The following is an 18646-nucleotide window of genomic DNA, read 5'->3' as shown; positions in this document are numbered from 1 at the left end:
AAGAGAAGAGCCCCATGAAATTCATTGTCACCCTACTGTTCACGCTCGCCTCGTTGGCGGCGCAGGCCAGCGCCTGGCGCGAGGTCAGCAGCACCGAACTCGCCCGCGAGATGTCGCCGGGCTGGAACCTCGGCAACTCGATGGAGGCCATTGGCGGCGAGACGGCCTGGGGCAATGCGCGCACGACGCGCCCGCTCATCCAGGCCGTCAAGGCCGCCGGTTTCAAGTCCATCCGCATTCCGCTGGCCTGGCAGCAGTACACCGATGCGCAAGGCCGCATCAAGCCCGAGTGGATGGCCCGCGTGACCGAGGTGGTGGGCTGGGCGCGCGAGGCTGGCCTCATCGTCATGATCAACATCCACTGGGACGGCGGCTGGATGCAGCCCACGGCCCGGCACCAGGCCGAGGTGAACCGCCGCCTCGCGCTGTACTGGACGCAGATCGCCGAGCACTTCAAGGACCACGACGAAGGCCTGCTGTTCGCCGGCACGAACGAGGTCATGGTGGAAGGCGACTACGGCAAGCCCAGTGCCGAGTACGTGAAGGTGCAGAACAGCTTCAACCAGACCTTCGTGAGCACGGTGCGCGCCACCGGCGGCCACAACCCGCGCCGCCACCTCATCGTGCAGGGTTTCAACACCAACATCGACCACACGGTGGACTTCGCCGTGCTGCCCGCCGACCCCACACCGGGCCGGCTGATGATGGAAGTGCACTACTACGACCCCTACGAGTTCACGCTGAACAACGAGGGCCAGGTCTGGCAATGGGGGCGCGGCGCGACGACTGCCAAGGCCACCGCCGGCTGGGGTGATGAGGCCCATGTGGACCGGCAGTTCGACAAGATGAAGGTCCGATTCGTGGACCGGGGCGTGCCCGTCATCCTGGGCGAATACGGCGCCGTGGCACGCCCGTCGCAGCCCGGTGCGGCGCGCTACCGCGCCGACTGGAATGCGTACGTGACGCGCGCCGCCCACCGGCGCGGGCTGGTGCCGGTGTACTGGGACAACGGCGTGTTCGACAAGCGCGAGGGCTTCGCGCTGTTCGACCGGGCAACCGGCCGCGTACTGGATGGCGCCCTGCTGGCCGCCATCATGGGCGCCATGCGCAGCGACTGAGCCGCACGCGGCGCGGGCCGGGTCAGCGGCTGATCAGCAGATCTTCCGCCGTCTTGCCGGCGGCCAGCGCGTCCTTGAACCAGTTGGGCCGCTTGCCCACGCCGGACCAGGTGCGGCCGGCGCCATCGGTGTACTTGGCCACGCCGCCCGCCTTCTTGGCCGCAGCCGCCTTGCGCGGCTGGCTGGCAGCGGCACGCTTGCGTGCCACGCGGGCCGGCTTGCCGCCGAACAGCTCGTCGGCCGTGATGTCGTAATGGGCAATGGCTTCCTTGATGCGGTCAATCACATCCGACTTCTCGCGCGAGCGCAATGCGTCGGCCTGTTTCTGCAATTGAGCAATCTGCTTCAACAGGGTTTGCAAACTCTTGGCCATTCGGTGCTCCATTGAAATCGTTGTCTGGCGCGTCGAATTCAATCACGGAAGTTTCATTCGCTGAATGAATCGGACTCAATGAAAACCCATAGACGCAGCAATGCGGCCCAATGAATGCCGCAAAGGCAGACATCGCTCAACATGAATGCACGCCGCAGTGCGGACGGCGTCCTAACGTTCGCCTCACTTTCGCCTCATCGAGCGCTCACCTCGGCTTTCTAGAGTCCATGGCGTCGGCTGCGCCGCAGCCTGTTGCTCAAGGAGCCCGCCATGACCCAGACCACCAAGCTCACCCTGACCGCAGCCGCCGCCGCCCTGCTGGGCGCCGGTGTGACGCTGACCACCGCGGCCAATGGCTGGGCGCTGCCCGGCCTGACCAAACCGCAGGCGCCCGTGACGGCGCCCGCGGCTGACAACACCGCCGGCAGCGCCGCCCCGGCTGCCACCGTCGCGCTGGCCGCCGCCGCCACGCCGGCCCCCGCCGCCGCACTGCCGCCCGCGCTCGTGCCCAACTACCGCGCCATCGTGCAGAGCCAGGGCCCGGCCGTCGTCGGCATCACCGTGGCCGGCCTGCACAAGGCCGGCAGCGAGGAGCGTGCGGAGCTGCCGCAAGGCATGGAGAACGATCCCTTCTTCCGCTTCTTCCGCGGCGTGCCGGGCCTGCGCATGCCGCAGCAGGGCGCCCAGCCCTTTCGCGGCCAGGGCTCGGGCTTCATCATCAGCCCCGACGGCCTGGTGCTGACGAATGCCCATGTCGTGCGCGACGCCAAGCAGGTCACCGTCAAGCTCAGCGACCGCCGCGAGTTCGCGGCCCAGGTGGTGGGCAGCGACCCGGCCACCGACATCGCCGTGCTGAAGCTGGACGCCAAGAACCTGCCCACCGTGCAGCTGGGCAATGCCAAGCAGGTGCAGGTGGGCGACTACGTGCTGGCCATCGGCGCGCCGTATGGCTTCGAGCAGACGGCCACGCAGGGCATCGTCAGTGCCAAGGGCCGCAGCCTGCCGGGCGACAGTGTCGTGCCCTTCATCCAGACCGACGCGGCCGTGAACCCCGGCAACTCCGGCGGCCCGCTGTTCGACGCCTCGGGCCGCGTCGTGGGTGTCAACGCACAGATCTATTCGCAGAGCGGCGGCTTCCAGGGCCTGGCCTTCTCCATCCCCATCGACGTGGCGCTGAAGATCAAGGACCAGATCGTCGCCACCGGCAAGGTGGAGCACGCGCGCCTGGGCGTCACGCTGCAGGACCTGTCCGCGCCGCTGGCCACCTCCTTCGGCCTGGAGGCGCCGGACGGCGCGCTGGTCTCCAGCGTCATGCCGGGCAGTGCGGCCGCCAAGGCGGGCCTGAAGCCGGGCGATGTCATCACCGCCATCGATGGCGAGCCGGTGCGCATCGCCGGCGATGTGTCCAGCCGCGTGGGCCTGGCCCAGCCGGGGGACAAGCTCAAGCTCAGCCTGTGGCGCGACAAGAAGGGCCTGACCGAGACCGTCGCGCTGGGCCGCGCCGACAAGGAGACCCAGGAAGCCAGCGCGGCGCCGCAGGGCGGCCAGCTGGGCCTGGCGCTGCGCCCGCTGCAGCCGCAGGAGCTGCGCGGCTCGGGCCTGGACGGCGGCCTGCTGATCGAGCGCGTGACCGGCCCGGCGCAACTGGCCGGCGTGCAGCCCGGTGACGTGCTGCTGGCGCTGAACGGCAAGCCTGTGCAGAGCGTGGACGAGGTGCGCGCAGCGATGAAGGACAAGCCCGCCTCGGTGGCCCTGCTGGTCTCGCGCAACGGGCAGCAGATCTTCGTGCCGGTGCGCATGGGCTGAGGCCCGAGGCCGCAAGGGCGCGCGCTTGCGATACACCGCCGCATGGCCATAGGGATGGCCATGCGGCGCCCGTACTGCTGCAATCCGCGCCTCTTTCGCTTCACACGGCCCCCGCCCCATGCCGCTTTGTTTTCCTAACCTGCGCGCTGCCTGCGCCGCGGCCGCGCTGCTCGGTGTCATCGCGTCGGCCACGGCCGGCGAGCCTGCACCCAGGACGCTGGAGTTCGTCAAGGACAGCCCCCTGCCCGCCCGCGTGACGCTGCTGACTCGACAAGGCCCGATCGGCCGGGACACGCCGTTCTACAACGGCTACCGCCCGCAGCTGCGCTTCGCCGGCATGAAGGACGGCGTCACCTGCGCGCTCAAGCTGCCGCCGCCAGCCGACAAGCTGGAGCCCGGCGAGACAGCCGACCTGACGGCCACCTGCCTGGACACGCTGCGGCTGCGCGAGGACCAGCTGGAATTCGGCGTCTACGAGGGCGGCCGCCAGGTGGGCCGCGGCACACTCAAGCTGCCCGGCTGAGCGCCGCCTTGCCTCAGGGCATGCCGTTGTCGACGTAGGTCGAAAAACCCGGCTGGGCGCCGAGTCGCTGCAGCCAGGCGCTCACCGCCGGCAGTGACGCCCGCTCGATGGGCGCGTTCAGCCAGCGCTGCGCCGACAGCCCCAGCACCACGTCGGCCAGCGTGAATGCATCCCCCGTCACGAACGCCCCGGTACGCGCCAGCTGCGCGTCCAGCATCGCCATGTGCCGGTTCCAGCCCGCCACGCTGGCTTGAACCGCCTCCGGCGCCGCCGGCTGGCCGCGCACCAGCGCCATGAAGGCCGTGCGCCACGAGTTGTTCAGCTCCCCGGCCTGCCAGTCCATCCACTGCTCCACCCGCGCGCGGGCCTGCGGCTCGGCGGGCAGCAGTGCCGTGACGCCGTGCTTGGCGGCCAGGTAGCGGCAGATGCTGTTGCTCTCCCACAGCACGAAGTCGCCATCGACGAGCACCGGGATCAGCCCGTTGGGGTTGAGCGCCAGGTACTCGGGGTCCTGCGGCGAGCGGAAGCCCGCGCCCCAGTCCTCGCGGGGCAGGTCCAGGCCCAGCAGGGTGGCCGTCCAGGCGACCTTGCGCACGTTGATGGAGGTGAGGCGGCCGAGCAGTTTCATGCCGCCGAGTGTCGCCTCAGCCACAGGCCGAACAGCAGCGCCGTGACGTACATGCTGACCGAGTACAAAGCCGCCGGCAGCGCGACCGGGAACTGCTGCAGCACGCCCAGCGCGAGGTACAGCGCCAGCGTCGAGTTGTGCACGCCCACCTCGAAGCCGATGGCGATGCACAGCGACCGCGGCAGCCGCGCGACGCGGCCCAGGCCGTAGCCGGCGGCCAGGCTCAGCACATTAAAGGCCAGCACGGCGCCACCCAGCTCGCCGGCTGCGCTCATCAAGGCCTCGCGCTCCTTGGCGATGGCCGCCACGGTCAGCACCACCAGCAGCACGGCGGACAGCGCCTTCACCGGCTTGTCCAGCCGTGCGGCGAGGTCGGGCCGCGAACGCCGCACCGCCATGCCCAGCAGCACGGGCACGGCGATGACACCGATGACCTCCGCCAGCTTCTGCCACGGCAGCGGCACCACCTGCCCGCCGCCGGCGTAGTGCGCGATGGCCCAGTTGGCGATCAGCGGCAGCGTTGCGAGCGACAGCACGGTGTTCAACGCCGTCAGCGACAGGTTCATCGCGACATGCCCGCCGAACAGGTGGCTGAACAGGTTGGCCGTGATGCCGCCCGGCGACGCGGCCAGCAGCATCAGGCCCACGGCGTACAGCGGCGGCAGCTGGAACGCAGCGATGACGGCCACGCACACGAGTGGCAGCACGAGAACCTGCAGGCCCAGCGCCAGCACGGCGGCCAGCGGGTGGTCGCGCAAGCGGCGGAAGTCGTCCAGCGTCAGCGACAGGCCCAGGCCGGCCATGACGACGGCGAGCACGCCGAGCAGCGCGTTGGTCAACACGGCAGCGGTCACGGCCTCAGTCCCGGAAGTTGCTGTTCAGGCGGTCCAGCTTGCGCAGCAACGCCGGCCACACGAAGGCGCCGCCCAGGCCGCCGGTCTGCACGCGCATCGCCTCGGCGGTGCCGCGCAGGATGGCGGGGTCCACCTGTGTGAGCGCGCCACCGCCGCTCTGCGCGGCGAGCTGGATGCGGCAGGTCGCCTCGAAGGTGTGCATGGCCAGGAAGGCGTCGGCCACCGACTTGCCGACTGTCAGCAGGCCGTGGTTCTTCAGCAGCAGGAAGGTGGCGGCGCCCAGGTCGGCCTGCAGGCGCGGGCCCTCGTCGGGGCGGAAGGCCACGCCCTCGTAGCCATGCGTGGCCAGCGACGCCAGCACGAAGGTGCTCTGCTGCGAAATGGGCAGCACGCCGCCCGCCTGCGCGCTGACCGCCACCCCGGCCGTCGTGTGGGTGTGCAGCACGCACTGCACGTCGGGCCGCGCCGCGTGCACGGCGCTGTGGATGACGAAGCCGGCCGGGTTGACCGGGTACGGCGAGTCGATCACCTTGTTGCACTGGCCGTCCACCTTCACGAGGCTGCTGGCCGTGATCTCGTCGAACATCAGCCCATAGGGGTTGATGAGGAAGTGATGCTCGGGGCCGGGCACGCGGGCGCTGATGTGGGTGAAGACGAGGTCGTCCCAGCCCATCAGCGCGACGAGCCGGTAGCAGGCGGCGAGGTCTTCGCGCAGCGCCCATTCTTCCGGGCTCACCTGGTCGCGCACGGTCGAGGTCATGGCTGTCTCCTTCAAGTGGTTGTGCGGCGATTGGGGCATGCGCGGGGCTTGTCGATCTGTCCGAAACCGGACAATTCAGGGCATGCCCGAATACCAGGCCCTGCATAACAACCCGTGGTTCGCGTCGCTGCCCGCCACGCTGGCCGACGCGGTGCTGGCCGCCGGCCGCGTGCAGCGCCTGGCCGCGGGCGAGGTGCTGTTCCGCCAGGGCGATGCGCCGGGCGACTGGCATGCCGTGTGCAGCGGCGCGATCAAAGCCAGCAGCACGGCGGTGGACGGCACCGAGTCCATCCTCGCCGTGCTGGAGCCGGGCAACTGGTTCGGCGAGATCTCGCTGCTGGACGGCGGCCCGCGCGTGCACGACGCCACCGCCGTGGGCGCCACCACCGTGTTCGCCGTGCCGGCCGACGCCTTTGCGCGCTTCATGCAGGACCCGCTGTTCGCCGCCGCGCTGGCGCGGCTGATGGCCGGGCGGCTGCGCACGCTGTTCGGCATCGTCGAGGACGCCACGCTGCGCCCCACCCGCGCCCGGCTGGCCCGGCGCCTCGCGCTGCTGGCGCGCGGCGATGCGACGCTGGCCACCGAGCCGCGCCGGCAGCTGCCGGTGTCTCAGGAGGCATTGGCCATGATGCTGGGGCTGACCCGTCAGACGCTGAGCAAGGAGCTGGGCGAGCTGGCCAAGGCCGGCGCCGTGAAGCTGGGCTACCGCAGCATCGCCATCATCGACGCTGCGCTACTGGACCGGCTGGGCGAGTAACCGCACCGTCCAGCGGCCGGCGTCGTCGCAGGCCAGCTGCACCAGGCCCGGCCCCGGCACGCCGCCCATGCGTGCATCGCTGAGCGCGGTCAGCTCGCGCAGCAGCACGCTGACGCGCGCGTCCAGCCGCTTGGCCAGCCGCGTCAGCGCGACGGGCTCACCGGCCGGCGCCAGCTCGCGCAGCGTCTGCAGCAGCTCAGCCTGCATGCCGCGTCAGCACGACCGGGATGGACTTGCTGGTGGGCGTGCGCGCGGTGATGGAAAAACTCTCCAGCGGCACCAGCGGGTTGGTCTCGGGGTAGTAGCTGGCCAGGCAGCCGCGCGGGATGTCGTAGGCCACCAGCAGGAAGCGCTCGGCACGGCGCTGCTGCACGTCGCCACCGGCCTCACCAATGTAGAGGCTGGTGATGTCCACCCAGTCACCCGCTTTCAGGCCCAGGTCCTTCAGGTCGTCGGCGTGGATGAAGACGACGCGGCGGTGACCGTAGACGCCGCGATAGCGGTCGTCGTGGCCGTAGATGGTGGTGTTGTACTGGTCGTGCGAGCGCAGCGTGGTCAGCGTGAAGACGCGTTGGTCCCGGTGGCGATCGGCCACGCGCTCTGTGGCCAGGTCGGTCGGCAGCGCATGCGTGCTGAACGCCGCGCGGCCGCTGGCCGTGGCCCAGACGCGCTCGCTGGCCGTGTTGCGCAGCCGGAAGCCGCCGGGGGCCTTGAGCTTCTCGTTGAAGCCGGCGAAGTCCGGCAGCACGGCCTCGATCTTGTCGCGGATGCGGGCGTAGTCGCCGGCGAGCTGCAGCCACGGCGTGCGGCTGTTCGGCAGCGTGGCCGCGGCCATGCGTGCGACCAGCATCGGCTCGGACAGCAGGTGCTCGCTGGCCGGCGCGTTCATACCGTGCGACAGGTGCACCATGCTCATCGAGTCTTCCACCGTGACGCCCTGCGGGCCGCTGGCCTGCAGGTCGATCTCGGTGCGGCCCAGCACCGGCAGCACCAACGCCTGACGGCCGTGCACGACGTGGCTGCGGTTGAACTTGGTGGTGATGTGCACCGTCAGCCCGCACTGGCGAAGCGCGCGCCACGTGGCCGCCGTGTCGGGCGTGGCCGCCGCGAAGTTGCCGCCCATCGCGATGAAGACCTTGCCCCGGCCGTCCAGCATGGCCTGGATGGCGCCGACCGTGTCGACGCCGTGCGCGCGCGGCGGCGTGAAGCCGAACACCTCGCCCAGCTTGTCGAGAAAGGCGGGCGCGGGCTTCTCGTAAATGCCCATCGTGCGGTCGCCCTGCACATTGCTGTGGCCACGCACCGGGCAGGCGCCGGCGCCAGGCCGGCCCAGGTTGCCGCGCAGCAGCAGCAGGTTGACGATCATCTGGATGGTCGCCACCGAATGCCGGTGCTGCGTGATGCCCATGCCCCAGCAGGCGATGACGCGCTCGCTGTTGGCGTAAAGGTCGGCCGCCTGCTCGATCTGCTCGCGGGTCAGCCCCGAGGCCTCGACGAGCGGTGCCCATGGCTGCTCGCGCAGCTCGGTGACGAAAGACTCGAAGCCGGTCGTGTGCTCGGCGATGAAGGCCTCGTCCAGCAGCCCGCGCTCGACGACGCGCTTGCACATGCCCTTGAGCAACGCGAAGTCGCCACCCACCTTGAGCTGGAAGTAGTGGCTGCTGATCGGCGAGTCGCCCAGCGTGGCCATCTCCATCGGGTTCTGCGGGTCGGCAAAGCGCTCCAGGCCCCGCTCGCGCAGCGGGTTGAAGCTGATGATGCGCGCGCCGCGCTTGCGGGCCGCGCGCAGCTCGCCCAGCATGCGCGGGTGGTTGGTGCCGGGGTTCTGGCCGAACACGAGGATGCAGTCGGCCTGTTCGAAGTCCGCCAGCGTCACCGTGCCCTTGCCGACGCCGATGGTGGGCCTGAGCCCCGAGCCGCTGGGCTCGTGGCACATGTTGGAGCAGTCGGGGAAGTTGTTGGTGCCGAACTCGCGCACGAACAGCTGGTACAGAAAGGCGGCCTCGTTGCTGGTGCGACCCGACGTGTAGAAGATGGCCTCGTTCGGGTCAGCCAGCGCCTGCAGCTCGCTGGCGATCAGCGCGAAGGCGGCGTCCCAGCTGGTGCGCTCGTAGCGGTCCGTCTGCGGGTTGTAGGCCAGCGGCTCGGTCAGCCGGCCAGTGGCCTCCAGCTCGTAGTCCGACACCTCGGCCCACTCGCTCAAGGTCTTCGCGGCGATGACCTCGGGCGTGGCCCGCCGCGCCGTCGCTTCGGCAGCCACGGCCTTGGCGCCGTTCTCGCAGAACTCGAAGGTGGAGCGGTGGTCGCGGTCCGGCCACGCGCAGCCGGGGCAGTCGAAGCCGTCGGCCTGGTTGGCGTGCAGCAGCGTCTTGGCGCCCTTCACCGGCACGCCCTGCTCGTTCAGGTGCCTGGCCACGCTCTTCAGCGCGCCCCAGCCCCCGGCGGGGCCGTCGTACAGCTCGATCTTCTTGGCTTCGCTCATGGTGAGGCAGCCTAGCACCGCAGGCCGGGCCGGCCTGCGGTGCGCCCTCCCCCGCCCTCAGCGCGCCACGCTAGTCGCGCAGCACTCGCCCCCCCGTACACGGGGGTGCCCCGGGTGAATTGCGCCCCATCTAGGGGTGCCCGTAGGCGGATATGGCCGGTATTCTCCAACCCACTAAAGTTTGTCTTCAGGAATCGGCATGTTCCGCAAAATCGCCCTGTCCAGCCTCATCGCATTCGGTTTCGCCGGCGGCGCGCAGGCCGCCAGCTATGGCTCGGTCAACTTCGGTGACATCACCCCGGAGTTCGATACCTTCGGCACCCACGCCATCGCAGTTGGCGACTTCACATTCGACTTCTTTTTCAAGGCGTCCCAGCCGTACATCGGCTCCGCTACCTTGAGCGACCTGCCGACCGTGTTCCTGGGCACGCAGCGCTACAACATCGACGGCCTGACGCTGTCGCTGTGGCAGGACGTGGGCACCAGCATCGGCAGCTTTGACGCAGCCGATGTGTCGTTGGGCACCTTCCCGATCACGGGCGACTACATCAGCATCCAGACGCCGAACGTCTTCGGTGCTGGCAACTACTTCTTCCGTGCGGAAGGCACTGCGACGGGCACCCTGGGCGGCCGCCTCTCGTACACCGCGTCCGCCGTCGCCGTGCCGGAGCCGCAAACCTACGCCATGCTGCTGGCTGGCCTGGGTGCCATCGGCTTCCTGGCCCGCCGCCGCCGCGCCTGATCTCACCGCGCGTGAATGCAAGGGCCTGCCATGCAGGCCCTTTTCTTTTGGTGCGCTCGAAATCGCAGCTCACTCAGGCCACGCGGCGGCCAGGCGTGGAGCCCGCTCACCCCACGGGCCGATGTTCCGTGCCCTCGCCGCGGGTGACAAACAGCATCCGGCTGGGCGCGAACACCCGGGCCGTGTGCCACACCCCGCGCGGCACCAGTTGTGCGGCCCGGCCGGTCAGGCGCACCACTGTTTCTCCCTCGGCCAGCGCCAGCACCAGCGCCACATCGCCGCTGAGCAGGTAGATGAACTCGTCGCCCTGCGGATGCCGCTCCCAGTTGGGCCAGTCCTGCGTGCACTCGAACTCGGTGATCAGCCAGCCCTGGTCGAACTCGCCCAGCTGCTCGGGCGGCAAGCCCCAGAAGGCCTCGCCACCCGCTACCGGGGTGGCGCTGCCGTCATGGGCCAGATGAACGTAGGTGGTGTCAGGGGTCAACGGCATGGCACGGGCACTCCTGCGCGGCAACACGCCCGCCCGGCCAGCCTAGGGCAGTTGCGGCTCTGAAGGCAATCCCAGGCCATGAACTCGCGTCACGCGCAGGATCTGTCGCCCAGCGCCGCCCGGCTATCCTCCCCCGCATGCCGCGCACCCTGCATTCCGCCCTCCTGAGTCTGGCCCTGTGCCTGACCCTCTCTGCCTGCAGCGAGGTGGCCAACGGGCCGGGCATGATCAGCCAGCGCATCGGTGAACAGGTGCGCAACCCGGCGGCCACCACGGTGGACCTCGGCCGACTCACCAGCTTCGGCTGGGACCGCTTCGTCGTCTTCAAGCCCGGCACCTCGCGGGAAGACATTTGCGCCTTCATCGGCGCCGGCCGCAACCACTGCGGGCGCATCGTGCGCTACACGGCCGTGCCGCCGGACTGCGTGGCCCTGGCGTTCGCGCTGGACGACCAGCTGACCCACCTGGAGCTGCACGCGCTGGCCAACGGCCGGCTGGAGGCTGGCACGCCGCCCCGCAGCGTGCCGCGCGCCGCGGCCGTGTTCCGCATTCACCGCGAGACTTCGGAGCGCGTCTGGCTGGAAGCCCAGACCCCGCCCTCAGCCCCTTGACCCCTGCACGATGCGACGAGTCCTGATCATTGACGACCACCCCGGCGTGGGCCAGGCGCTGGAGCTGCTGCTGTCCCTGCACGACATCGAGGCCAGCGTGGCGGCCAGCCCGGCCGAGGGTCTGGCGCTGCTGGAGACGCGGCCCTTCGGGCTGGTCATCCAGGACATGAACTTCACGACCGACACGACGTCCGGCGAGGAAGGCGAGGCGCTGTTCCGCGCCATCCGCGCCAAGCGGCCCGACCTGCCCATCATCCTGCTCACCGCCTGGACGCGGCTGGACGCCGCCGTGGCACTGGTGAAGGCAGGCGCGGCGGACTACCTGGCCAAGCCGTGGGACGACGCCAAGCTGGCGGCCACGGTGGAGAACCTGCTCGAGCTGGGCGAGGCCAGCCGCGAAGTGGCGCAGCTGCGCGAGGCGCGACGGCAGCGCAAGGCGTCGCTGGCACGCCGACACGACCTCTCGGGCCTGGTGTTCGAGGCCGACGCGACGCTGAGCCTGCTGGAGCTGGCCGGCCAGATCGCCGCCGCGCCGGTGCCGGTGCTCATCACCGGCCCCAACGGCGCGGGTAAGGAGCGCATCGCGGCCTTTGTGCATGCGAACTCGGCGGCCAAGGACGGCCCCTTCGTCGCGCTGAACTGCGGCGCGCTGCCGGCGGACCTCATCGAGGCGGAACTCTTCGGCAGCGACAGCGGCGCCTACACCGGCGCGGCCAAGGCGCGCGTGGGCCGCTTTGAGGCGGCGGACGGCGGCACGCTGTTCCTGGACGAGATCGGCAACCTGCCGCTGGCCGGCCAGGTGAAGCTGCTGCGCGTACTGGAGACCGGCCAGTTCGAGCGGCTGGGATCCAGCAAGACGCGCCAGACCCGGGTGCGCGTGCTGTCGGCCACCAACGCCGACCTGCGTGCGATGGTGAAGGCCGGCAGCTTCCGCGAGGACCTGTTCTACCGTCTCAACCTCATCGAGCTCAGGCTGCCCCCGCTGGCCGAACGGCGCGACGACGTGCTGCCGCTGGCCGAGCATTTCCTGGCCGGCCGCGCGCGGCTGGGCGAGGCGGCACGCGACGCGCTGCTGGCGCACCGCTGGCCGGGCAATGTGCGCGAGCTGAAGAACGCCGTGGAGCGCGCCGCGCTGCTGGGCGGTGGCGGCGAGATCACGCCTGCCCTGCTCGGGCTGGACGACCTGCCCGGCAGCGGCACTGCCTGGCGCAACCTCGACGAGCCCAGCCGCGACGCCGTCGTCGCCGCGCTCGGTTCAGCGGCCGGCAACGTCAGCCGCGCAGCGGCGCAGCTGGGGCTGTCGCGCCAGGCGCTGTACCGGCGGCTGGAGCGCTACGGCATCACCCCATGAGGCCGCTGTCCCTGCGCGCCCGCGCGCTGCTGGCGCTGGCGACGGCCGCCGCCGTGCCACCGCTGGTCATCCTGGGCGTGCGCCGGCTGGGCCTGGGCGACGGCTGGGCGCTGGCGGCCGCCATGGCCGTGATGCTGCCGCTGCTGGCCTGGCTGGCGGCGTGCTGGCTGGCGCCGCTGCAGCGGCTGACGCGCGCGCTCGAAGGCGCGGTGCTGAGCTACCGCGACGGCGACTTCAGCCTCAACCTCGCGCCCGACGGCCCGCGCGAGCTGGCCGGCCTGATGCAAGGCCATGCCGAGCTGGGCCAGGCGCTGCGCGAGCAACGGCAGCACCTGGCCCAGCGCGAGCTGCTGCTGGACACGGTGGTGCAAAACACGCCCACGGCGCTGGTGCTGACCGGGCCCGGCGGCAAGGTGGCGATTGCCAACCTGGCAGCACGCCAGCTGCTGGCCGGCGGGCGCAGCCTGACGGGGCTGGACTTCGCCGCCGTCATCGCGCCGCTGCCGGCGCCGCTGCGCGACGCGCTGCAGGGCGAGGCCGACCAGCTGTTCTCCGTCGCGCTGCCCGACCAGCCCGAGGAAACCTTCCACCACAGCACGCACGCATTCCGGCTGCAGGGCCAGCCCCACCGGCTGCGGCTGCTGCGGCGCATGACGCGCGAACTGTCACGCGCCGAGGTGGCGACGTGGAAGCGCGTCATCCGCGTGCTGAGCCACGAGCTCAACAACTCGCTGGCGCCCATCTCGTCGCTGGCGCACAGCGGCGCCGAGCTGGCGCGGCGCGGCGACACCGCACGGCTGCCGCAGGTGCTGGCCAGCATCGGTGAACGGGCATCGCACCTGCACGGCTTCCTGAGCGGCTACGCCAGCTTCGCCAAGCTGCCGGCACCGCGCCGCGAGGCGGTGGATTGGGCGGCGTTCCTGCAACGGCTGGACACGCTGGCCGAGTTCTACATCGACGGCGCGCTGCCGGCGGCGCCCGGCTGGTTCGACGCCGCACAGGTGGAGCAGGCGCTGCTGAACCTCATCAAGAACGCGCACGAGTCGGGCAGCGCCGCCGACGAGATCGCGCTGCGCGTGGGCATGGCCGGCGGCGAGCAGCGCATCGAGGTGCGGGACCGCGGCCCCGGCATGAGCGAAGCCGTGCTGGCGCAGGCGCTGCTGCCGTTCTATTCCACCAAGCGTGCCGAGCCGGGCACGCCGGGTGGCACAGGCCTGGGCCTGGCGCTGGTGCGTGAAATCGTGGAAGCGCACGACGGCCGCGTGACGCTGGCCAACCGCGACGGCGGCGGCCTGTGTGTGGCGATCAGCCTGCCGGGATCAGCAACGCCGCCAGGCCACTGAAGCTCAGGAAGGCCAGCGCGGTGGAGGCCAGGATGATGCGTGCGATGCGGCCGGTGTCCGCGCCGTAGCGCTCGGCCAGCAGCGACACATTGCTCGCGCTGGGCAACGCGGCGGCCAGTGTCAGCGCGATGAGCTGGCCCGGCGTCAGCAGTGCGCCCAGCGCCTGGGCGGCGCTGCCCAGCGCGAACACCAGCGCCGGGTGCAGCACCAGCTTGATGGCGGCCACCGGCAGGTAGTGCGATACCGGTGTCACGCGGCCGGCGGCCCGGTTGGCGCGGCCGGAGCGGCTGAGCACGGCGCCAATGGTGAACAAGGCCACCGGCGACGCCGCCTCGGCCAGCATGGCCACGGTCTTGTTCAGCGGGCCCGGCAGGCTCACGCCCAGCGTGCCGACCAGTGCGCCCGCCGCGATGGCCCAGGGCAGCGGGTTTGACGCCGCGGCCTTGAGCGCCTGCACGAAGGCGGCCCGCTCGGCGCGCAGCCCCGGCCCGGCCTGGGCCAGCGCCAGGCACAGCGAGCTGGTGACGAACAGGTCGGCCAGGATGGTGCTGATGACCACGCCACCGGCCTGCGGCCCCAGCAGCGCGACGATCAGCGGCACGCCCATGAAGCCGGTGTTGGGAAACGCGGCCACCAGCGCGCCCAGCGCCAGGTCCTTCATCGTCACGGTCGGCGCACGCGTCAGCCGCAGCGTCAGGAACACAAGGCCCAGCGCCGCAGCCAGGTACACGCCCAGCAGCGCCGGGTTCAGCAACTGCAGCACCGGCGTGTCGCGCCCGAAGCGGAACAGCAGGCAGGGCAGCGCGAAGAACAGCACGAAGCCGTTCAGGCCAGGGATGGCGCTGTCGGGCAACCAGCCGCGCTGGGCAGCCAGCCAGCCGCACAGCACAAGGGCGAAGAAGGGGAAGGTGGTGGCAAGGACGGCAAGCATGCGCAGGCGAGCGGGGCAGACGGGCAGCGGCGTGCGGGCCGCAGTATCCGGGAGCCCGCGCCTCCCCGTGAGCGAATGCGCGCCGCCCCCGCCTTCGTCCACGCAGGGGATGGCCGGCGACTCCGGGTCACCCCTAATATGCGGTGATGCGCATGCCCAACCTGTCTTTGCCGCCCCCTGCCGCCGCCGCTCCGCTGGACGAAGGCCAGGCACTCGGCGTCTGGCGGCTGGAGAAGCCCCTGCCCGACGGCGAGCAGGCACATGCCGGCCAGTGGTACAGCGCGCACCACGGGCGCGCCGCCGAGCAGAAGGCGGCCGTGCTGGTGCTGGACCGCAGCGACCAGGGCGCCGGCGTCATGCTGCGTTATGCCGACCAGGCCGGCGACCTTGCCTCGCTGCAGCACCCGCACATCGCCGTGCCCAGCGACAGCGGCGTCACGCCCGACGCCCACCCCTACCTCATCATTGAGGGCTCGCACGGCGAGCCGCTGCTGCCGCAGCTGCACCAGCTCAGCCTGCGCCAGCGCATCGAACTGCTGGTGCAGCTGTGCGAGGCACTGCGCTCGGCCCACCAGCAGGGCTGGCTGCTGGCCGAGCTGGACCCGGCCATGATCTGGCTGGACGCCGACGGCAACGTGCGGCTGATGGGCCTGGGGCTGGCCCGCATCCCCGACCCCACCGACCCCTTCGACCGCGGCCTCAGCCTGGGCGCCGCCCCGGCCTTCACGGCGCCGGAGCGCCGCGACGGTGCGCCGCCCAGCCTGGCCAGCGAGGTCTACGGCCTGGGCGCCTTTGCCCGCGTGCTGATCTGCGGCTGGGAAGACACGCCACGGGGCCTGGCGCCGATGCGCGGCAGCTCGGCCGACCAGTGGCCCCGCCTCAGCGAGCGGCTGCAACTGCAGCTGGACGCGCTGCTGCGCGCAACGATGGCGGAAGCGCCCGAGCTGCGCACGCGGGGCGCCGAGAGCCTGGCCGACGAACTGCGCGAATGGCTGGGCCAGGCGCCCAAGCGCAGTGCGCTGGCCGGCCGCACGCGCGCGGCCCGGGATCAGCTGCCCTGGTGGAAGCGCTGGCTGCGTCCGCAGTCGCCCTGAGCCACTGAAGCCGGCGCACGGGCCGGGCTTGTCGGGATGCCCGCCACGCAGCACTGGGCAACAATGCGGCCCCCAAACCCGGAGGCTCCCATGGCCCGCTCCCCGCGGCTTTCCGCACCGCTGACATCTGCGCACCGCCCGGTGGCGCGCGCCCACTGATGGCCGCCGCGGGTCACCCACAGCCCGGGCTGTTCGGCCTGGGCGCGCTGCGCCTGAGCCGCCCGGCAAGCTGGCAGCAAATCCTGGCCCTGCTGGCCGGCGTGGTGCTGGGCGTTGTCGGGGTTGAGCTGGCCCGCCATCACCCGCTGTCGGGCCCACTGGCCGTCGTGGCCTGGGGCCTGGCCGCCGCTGCGGGCGCCGTGCTGTGGGTGAAGTCGCCGGCCTTGCTGCTGGCACCGCTGCCGCTGATCGGCCTGGCGCCCTGGACCGGCTGGATCAGCTTCGAGGAACTGGACCTGCTGGTGACTGCCTGCGGCTGCGGCGGCTATCTGGCTTATGCAGTGCAGCTCAATGCCCGCGACCGCGCGCCGGCCTGGCGCCACGGGCTGCTGTATTCGCCTGCGGTGCTGCTGCTGATCATGGCCCTGGCCGCATCGGCACTGCTGGGCATGTGGCGCGGCTTCGCGGATGCCGGCGGCATTGCCTTGGGCTGGTTCCACGGCTATCACGAGCCCATGAACTCGGTGCGCAACGGCAAGGCGCTGTTCCTGGCGCTGGCGCTGCTGCCGCTGTGGACGGCCGCCGCCGCGGCGCGGCCGCGCGGCTTTTCGCGCGGGCTGCTGCTCGGCTTGGTGGTGGCGTTGGCCGCCGGCAGTGCCGCTGCGCTGTGGGAGCGGCTGGCCTACACGGGGCTGCTGGACTTCTCGACCGACTACCGCACCACCGCGCTGTTTTGGGAGATGCATGTGGGCGGCGCGGCGCTGGACGGCTTCCTCGTCATGACGCTGCCGTTCGCACTGCTGGCGCTGCTGCGCACGCGTTCACCCTGGTGGTTTGCCGCCGGGTTGGCCATCGTGCTGCTGGCGGCCTATGCGGTGCTGACGACGTTCTCGCGCGGCGTGTACCTCGCGCTGCCGCTGATGATCGTGCCCCTGGTGCTGCTGGCCGATGCGCAGCGCCGGCGCGCCGCCGGCTCGGGGCCGGAGAGCAGCCATCTGGACAGCACGCTGGGCACGGTGGACGCGCCGCTGCCGCAGCTCGCCAAGCTGGGCGCGCTGGCCATGGCCGCCGCGTTCGCGCTGGCCGCCACCTTGGTGTTCACGGGCGGCGGCTACCGCGGCCTGATCGCACTGTTCTTCGTCATGGTCATGCTGCTGGTCATGCCCGCCAGCTTGTGGCGCCCCAGCCTGGGCCAGCGCCTGACGGCCGTGCTGATGGGCGCCGTGCTGGCGCTGCTGCTGGGCGGGGCGAGCTGGGCGCTGTCGGTGGCGGTGCCCAAGGCGGCCTATGTGCTGAACGTCGTCGCGCTGCTGTGCTGCGCCGCGCTGCGCTGGCGGGACGTGCCGGGGCAGACGCGCCCGGTCTATGTGCTGCTGGTGACGGCAAGCTGGTTCTGGCTGCTGTCCACCATGGTGATCGTGGCGGACTACTGGGGCGGCACCACGGGCCGCTGGACGTCCATGGCCGCGGGCCTGGCGCTGGGCGGGGTGTGGTCGGCCATGCTGCTGGAGCCGCGCCTGTGGCCGCTGCAGCACAGCGGGGCCACAGCGTCGGCGGCCTGGCGCAAGCAAGCCCTGCTGGCTGCGGGGTTGCTGCTGGTGATGGCCGTGGTGGCCGCACTGGGTGGCGGCGCCTATCTGCGCGACCGTGTTGCGACGTGGAAGGAAGACGGCCTGTTCCGCCTGACGCACTGGCGCGAGGGGCTGCGTCTGCTGCACGGCCCGGAGCAGTGGCTGCTGGGGCGCGGCACCGGCCGCTTTGTGGCGGCCAACTTCTACGAGGGCGCCGACGAGGCCCGCATCGGCGACTACCGGCTGCGCACCGACGAGGGCGAGGCCTACCTGGCACTGACGTCGGGCAAGCACATGCTGGGGCGCGGCGAGCTGTTCCGTGTCAGCCAGCGCATCGCCGCGCCTGCCCCCGGTGTCGCCAAGGTCACGCTGGTGAGCCGCACGGCGAGCGATGCCGTCCTCGTGCTCGAGATCTGCGAACGCAACCTCATCTACCCGGACAACTGCCACAGCACCGCGCCTTTGCTCAAGCCGCTACGGGCCGAGGGAGCCGACCCTCAGCGCGCGGGCGACTGGCAGACACAGACCTTTGACATCCCCGCCGTGCAAGCCATGGGCGGCGACTGGTGGGCGTCACGCTTCGTGACGTTCTCGATGTCGCTGGACGCACGCGGCGGTCGCGTGGACATCAGCCGCATCGCGCTGCACGACGCCCAGGGCCGCGCCCTGCTGACCAATGGCGACTTCAACCGCGAGATGGCGCACTGGTTCTTCAGCAGCGACCGCCATCACCTCCCGTGGCACATGAAGAACGCCGCGCTGCACGTGTTGTTCGAGCAAGGGCTGCTGGGGCTGGCGCTGCTGGGATCGGCGGTGGCGTTGGTGCTCGCGCGCCTGTCGTTCGGCCGCGGGCGTGACCACCCGCTGGCACCCGCCATCGTGGCCGCGCTGATCGGCTTTGCCACGGTCGGCGCCTTCGACAGCCTGCTGGACGCGCCGCGCATCGGCTTCATCTTCTTCACGCTGCTGCTGCTGGGGCTGGGCCTGCGGGCGCTGCCGGGCGAGGGCGTGGCCCGCGTGGCCTGAAACCGCGCGGGTCGCACGCGGCCCGAT

The 18646-nt window shown here is 71.2% G+C and carries 18 protein-coding genes; 10 read left to right on the top strand and 8 right to left on the bottom strand.

The genetic code is table 11. The annotated features are described in order from the left end of the window. Positions 1-14: 14 nt before the first annotated feature. Positions 15-1118, top strand: a complete 1104-nt coding sequence (locus NYO99_RS10030) for a glycoside hydrolase family 5 protein (protein ID WP_268167044.1) — start codon at positions 15-17, stop codon at positions 1116-1118. 22 nt (positions 1119-1140) lie between these two features. Here NYO99_RS10030 and NYO99_RS10025 read toward each other — a convergent pair whose 3' ends face one another. Further along, complete coding sequence (locus tag NYO99_RS10025; protein WP_268167043.1) at positions 1141-1533, bottom strand: H-NS histone family protein; 393 nt, start codon at positions 1531-1533, stop codon at positions 1141-1143. 228 nt (positions 1534-1761) lie between these two features. Between NYO99_RS10025 and NYO99_RS10020 the strand changes: the two genes are divergently transcribed. Both NYO99_RS10020 and NYO99_RS10015 read left to right on the top strand, forming a co-directional pair. Then, positions 1762-3297, top strand: coding sequence for a Do family serine endopeptidase (locus NYO99_RS10020; RefSeq protein ID WP_268167042.1), 1536 nt, complete (start codon positions 1762-1764; stop codon positions 3295-3297). 118 nt (positions 3298-3415) lie between these two features. Continuing rightward, complete coding sequence (locus tag NYO99_RS10015; RefSeq protein WP_268167041.1) at positions 3416-3820, top strand: hypothetical protein; 405 nt, start codon at positions 3416-3418, stop codon at positions 3818-3820. Positions 3821-3833: 13 nt separating this feature from the next. Here NYO99_RS10015 and NYO99_RS10010 read toward each other — a convergent pair whose 3' ends face one another. From NYO99_RS10010 to NYO99_RS10000, 3 genes are read right to left on the bottom strand one after another with little or no spacing between them, the layout of a single operon-like run. Then, positions 3834-4448, bottom strand: a complete 615-nt coding sequence (locus NYO99_RS10010; protein WP_268167040.1) for a glutathione S-transferase family protein — start codon at positions 4446-4448, stop codon at positions 3834-3836. Continuing rightward, complete coding sequence (locus tag NYO99_RS10005) at positions 4445-5302, bottom strand: bile acid:sodium symporter family protein (RefSeq protein WP_268167039.1); 858 nt, start codon at positions 5300-5302, stop codon at positions 4445-4447. The genes NYO99_RS10010 and NYO99_RS10005 overlap by 4 nt, the downstream gene beginning before the upstream one ends. Before the next feature lie 4 nt (positions 5303-5306). After that, entirely contained in the window at positions 5307-6062 is a 756-nt protein-coding gene (locus NYO99_RS10000; protein WP_268167038.1) for a class II aldolase/adducin family protein, read from the bottom strand. Between the two features lie 82 nt (positions 6063-6144). Between NYO99_RS10000 and NYO99_RS09995 the strand changes: the two genes are divergently transcribed. After that, a complete protein-coding gene (locus NYO99_RS09995) occupies positions 6145-6819 on the top strand; it encodes a Crp/Fnr family transcriptional regulator (protein WP_268167037.1) in 675 nt (224 codons plus the stop codon). On the opposite strand, the gene NYO99_RS09990 is transcribed toward NYO99_RS09995, so the two are convergent. Then, positions 6796-7026 carry a hypothetical protein gene (locus NYO99_RS09990; protein WP_268167036.1) on the bottom strand — a complete coding sequence of 77 codons (231 nt, stop codon included), beginning with the start codon at positions 7024-7026 and terminating at the stop codon, positions 6796-6798. The genes NYO99_RS09995 and NYO99_RS09990 overlap by 24 nt on opposite strands. Beyond that, positions 7016-9301, bottom strand: coding sequence for an FdhF/YdeP family oxidoreductase (locus NYO99_RS09985; protein ID WP_268167035.1), 2286 nt, complete (start codon positions 9299-9301; stop codon positions 7016-7018). Before NYO99_RS09985 ends, NYO99_RS09990 begins: the two co-directional genes overlap by 11 nt. A gap of 199 nt (positions 9302-9500) precedes the next feature. On the opposite strand from NYO99_RS09985, the gene NYO99_RS09980 reads away from it, so the two are divergent. After that, complete coding sequence (locus NYO99_RS09980) at positions 9501-10043, top strand: FxDxF family PEP-CTERM protein (protein WP_268167034.1); 543 nt, start codon at positions 9501-9503, stop codon at positions 10041-10043. A 106-nt stretch (positions 10044-10149) separates the two neighbouring features. Here NYO99_RS09980 and NYO99_RS09975 read toward each other — a convergent pair whose 3' ends face one another. After that, entirely contained in the window at positions 10150-10533 is a 384-nt protein-coding gene (locus tag NYO99_RS09975) for a cupin domain-containing protein (RefSeq protein ID WP_268167033.1), read from the bottom strand. A gap of 137 nt (positions 10534-10670) precedes the next feature. Here NYO99_RS09975 and NYO99_RS09970 point away from each other — a divergent pair, with 137 nt between their 5' ends. The 3 genes from NYO99_RS09970 to NYO99_RS09960 are packed head-to-tail and all read left to right on the top strand — an operon-like array spanning position 10671 to position 13838. Beyond that, entirely contained in the window at positions 10671-11144 is a 474-nt protein-coding gene (locus tag NYO99_RS09970; RefSeq protein ID WP_268167032.1) for a hypothetical protein, read from the top strand. A gap of 10 nt (positions 11145-11154) precedes the next feature. Then, positions 11155-12495, top strand: a complete 1341-nt coding sequence (locus tag NYO99_RS09965; RefSeq protein WP_268167031.1) for a sigma-54-dependent transcriptional regulator — start codon at positions 11155-11157, stop codon at positions 12493-12495. Then, entirely contained in the window at positions 12492-13838 is a 1347-nt protein-coding gene (locus tag NYO99_RS09960; protein WP_268167030.1) for a sensor histidine kinase, read from the top strand. Before NYO99_RS09965 ends, NYO99_RS09960 begins: the two co-directional genes overlap by 4 nt. Here NYO99_RS09960 and NYO99_RS09955 read toward each other — a convergent pair. Then, complete coding sequence (locus NYO99_RS09955) at positions 13801-14769, bottom strand: AEC family transporter (protein ID WP_268167029.1); 969 nt, start codon at positions 14767-14769, stop codon at positions 13801-13803. The two genes, NYO99_RS09960 and NYO99_RS09955, sit on opposite strands and share 38 nt — an antisense overlap. Positions 14770-14915: 146 nt before the next feature. Between NYO99_RS09955 and NYO99_RS09950 the strand changes: the two genes are divergently transcribed. Then, a complete protein-coding gene (locus NYO99_RS09950) occupies positions 14916-15863 on the top strand; it encodes a serine/threonine-protein kinase (RefSeq protein WP_268167028.1) in 948 nt (315 codons plus the stop codon). Positions 15864-16021: 158 nt separating this feature from the next. Further along, positions 16022-18619 carry a hypothetical protein gene (locus NYO99_RS09945; RefSeq protein ID WP_268167027.1) on the top strand — a complete coding sequence of 866 codons (2598 nt, stop codon included), beginning with the start codon at positions 16022-16024 and terminating at the stop codon, positions 18617-18619. Positions 18620-18646 lie beyond the last annotated feature (27 nt).

This window comes from Roseateles hydrophilus, assembly GCF_026712245.1.
GTDB classification, from domain to species: domain Bacteria; phylum Pseudomonadota; class Gammaproteobacteria; order Burkholderiales; family Burkholderiaceae_C; genus Pelomonas; species Pelomonas hydrophilus.
This window is presented reverse-complemented; position numbering and strand designations above follow the sequence as displayed.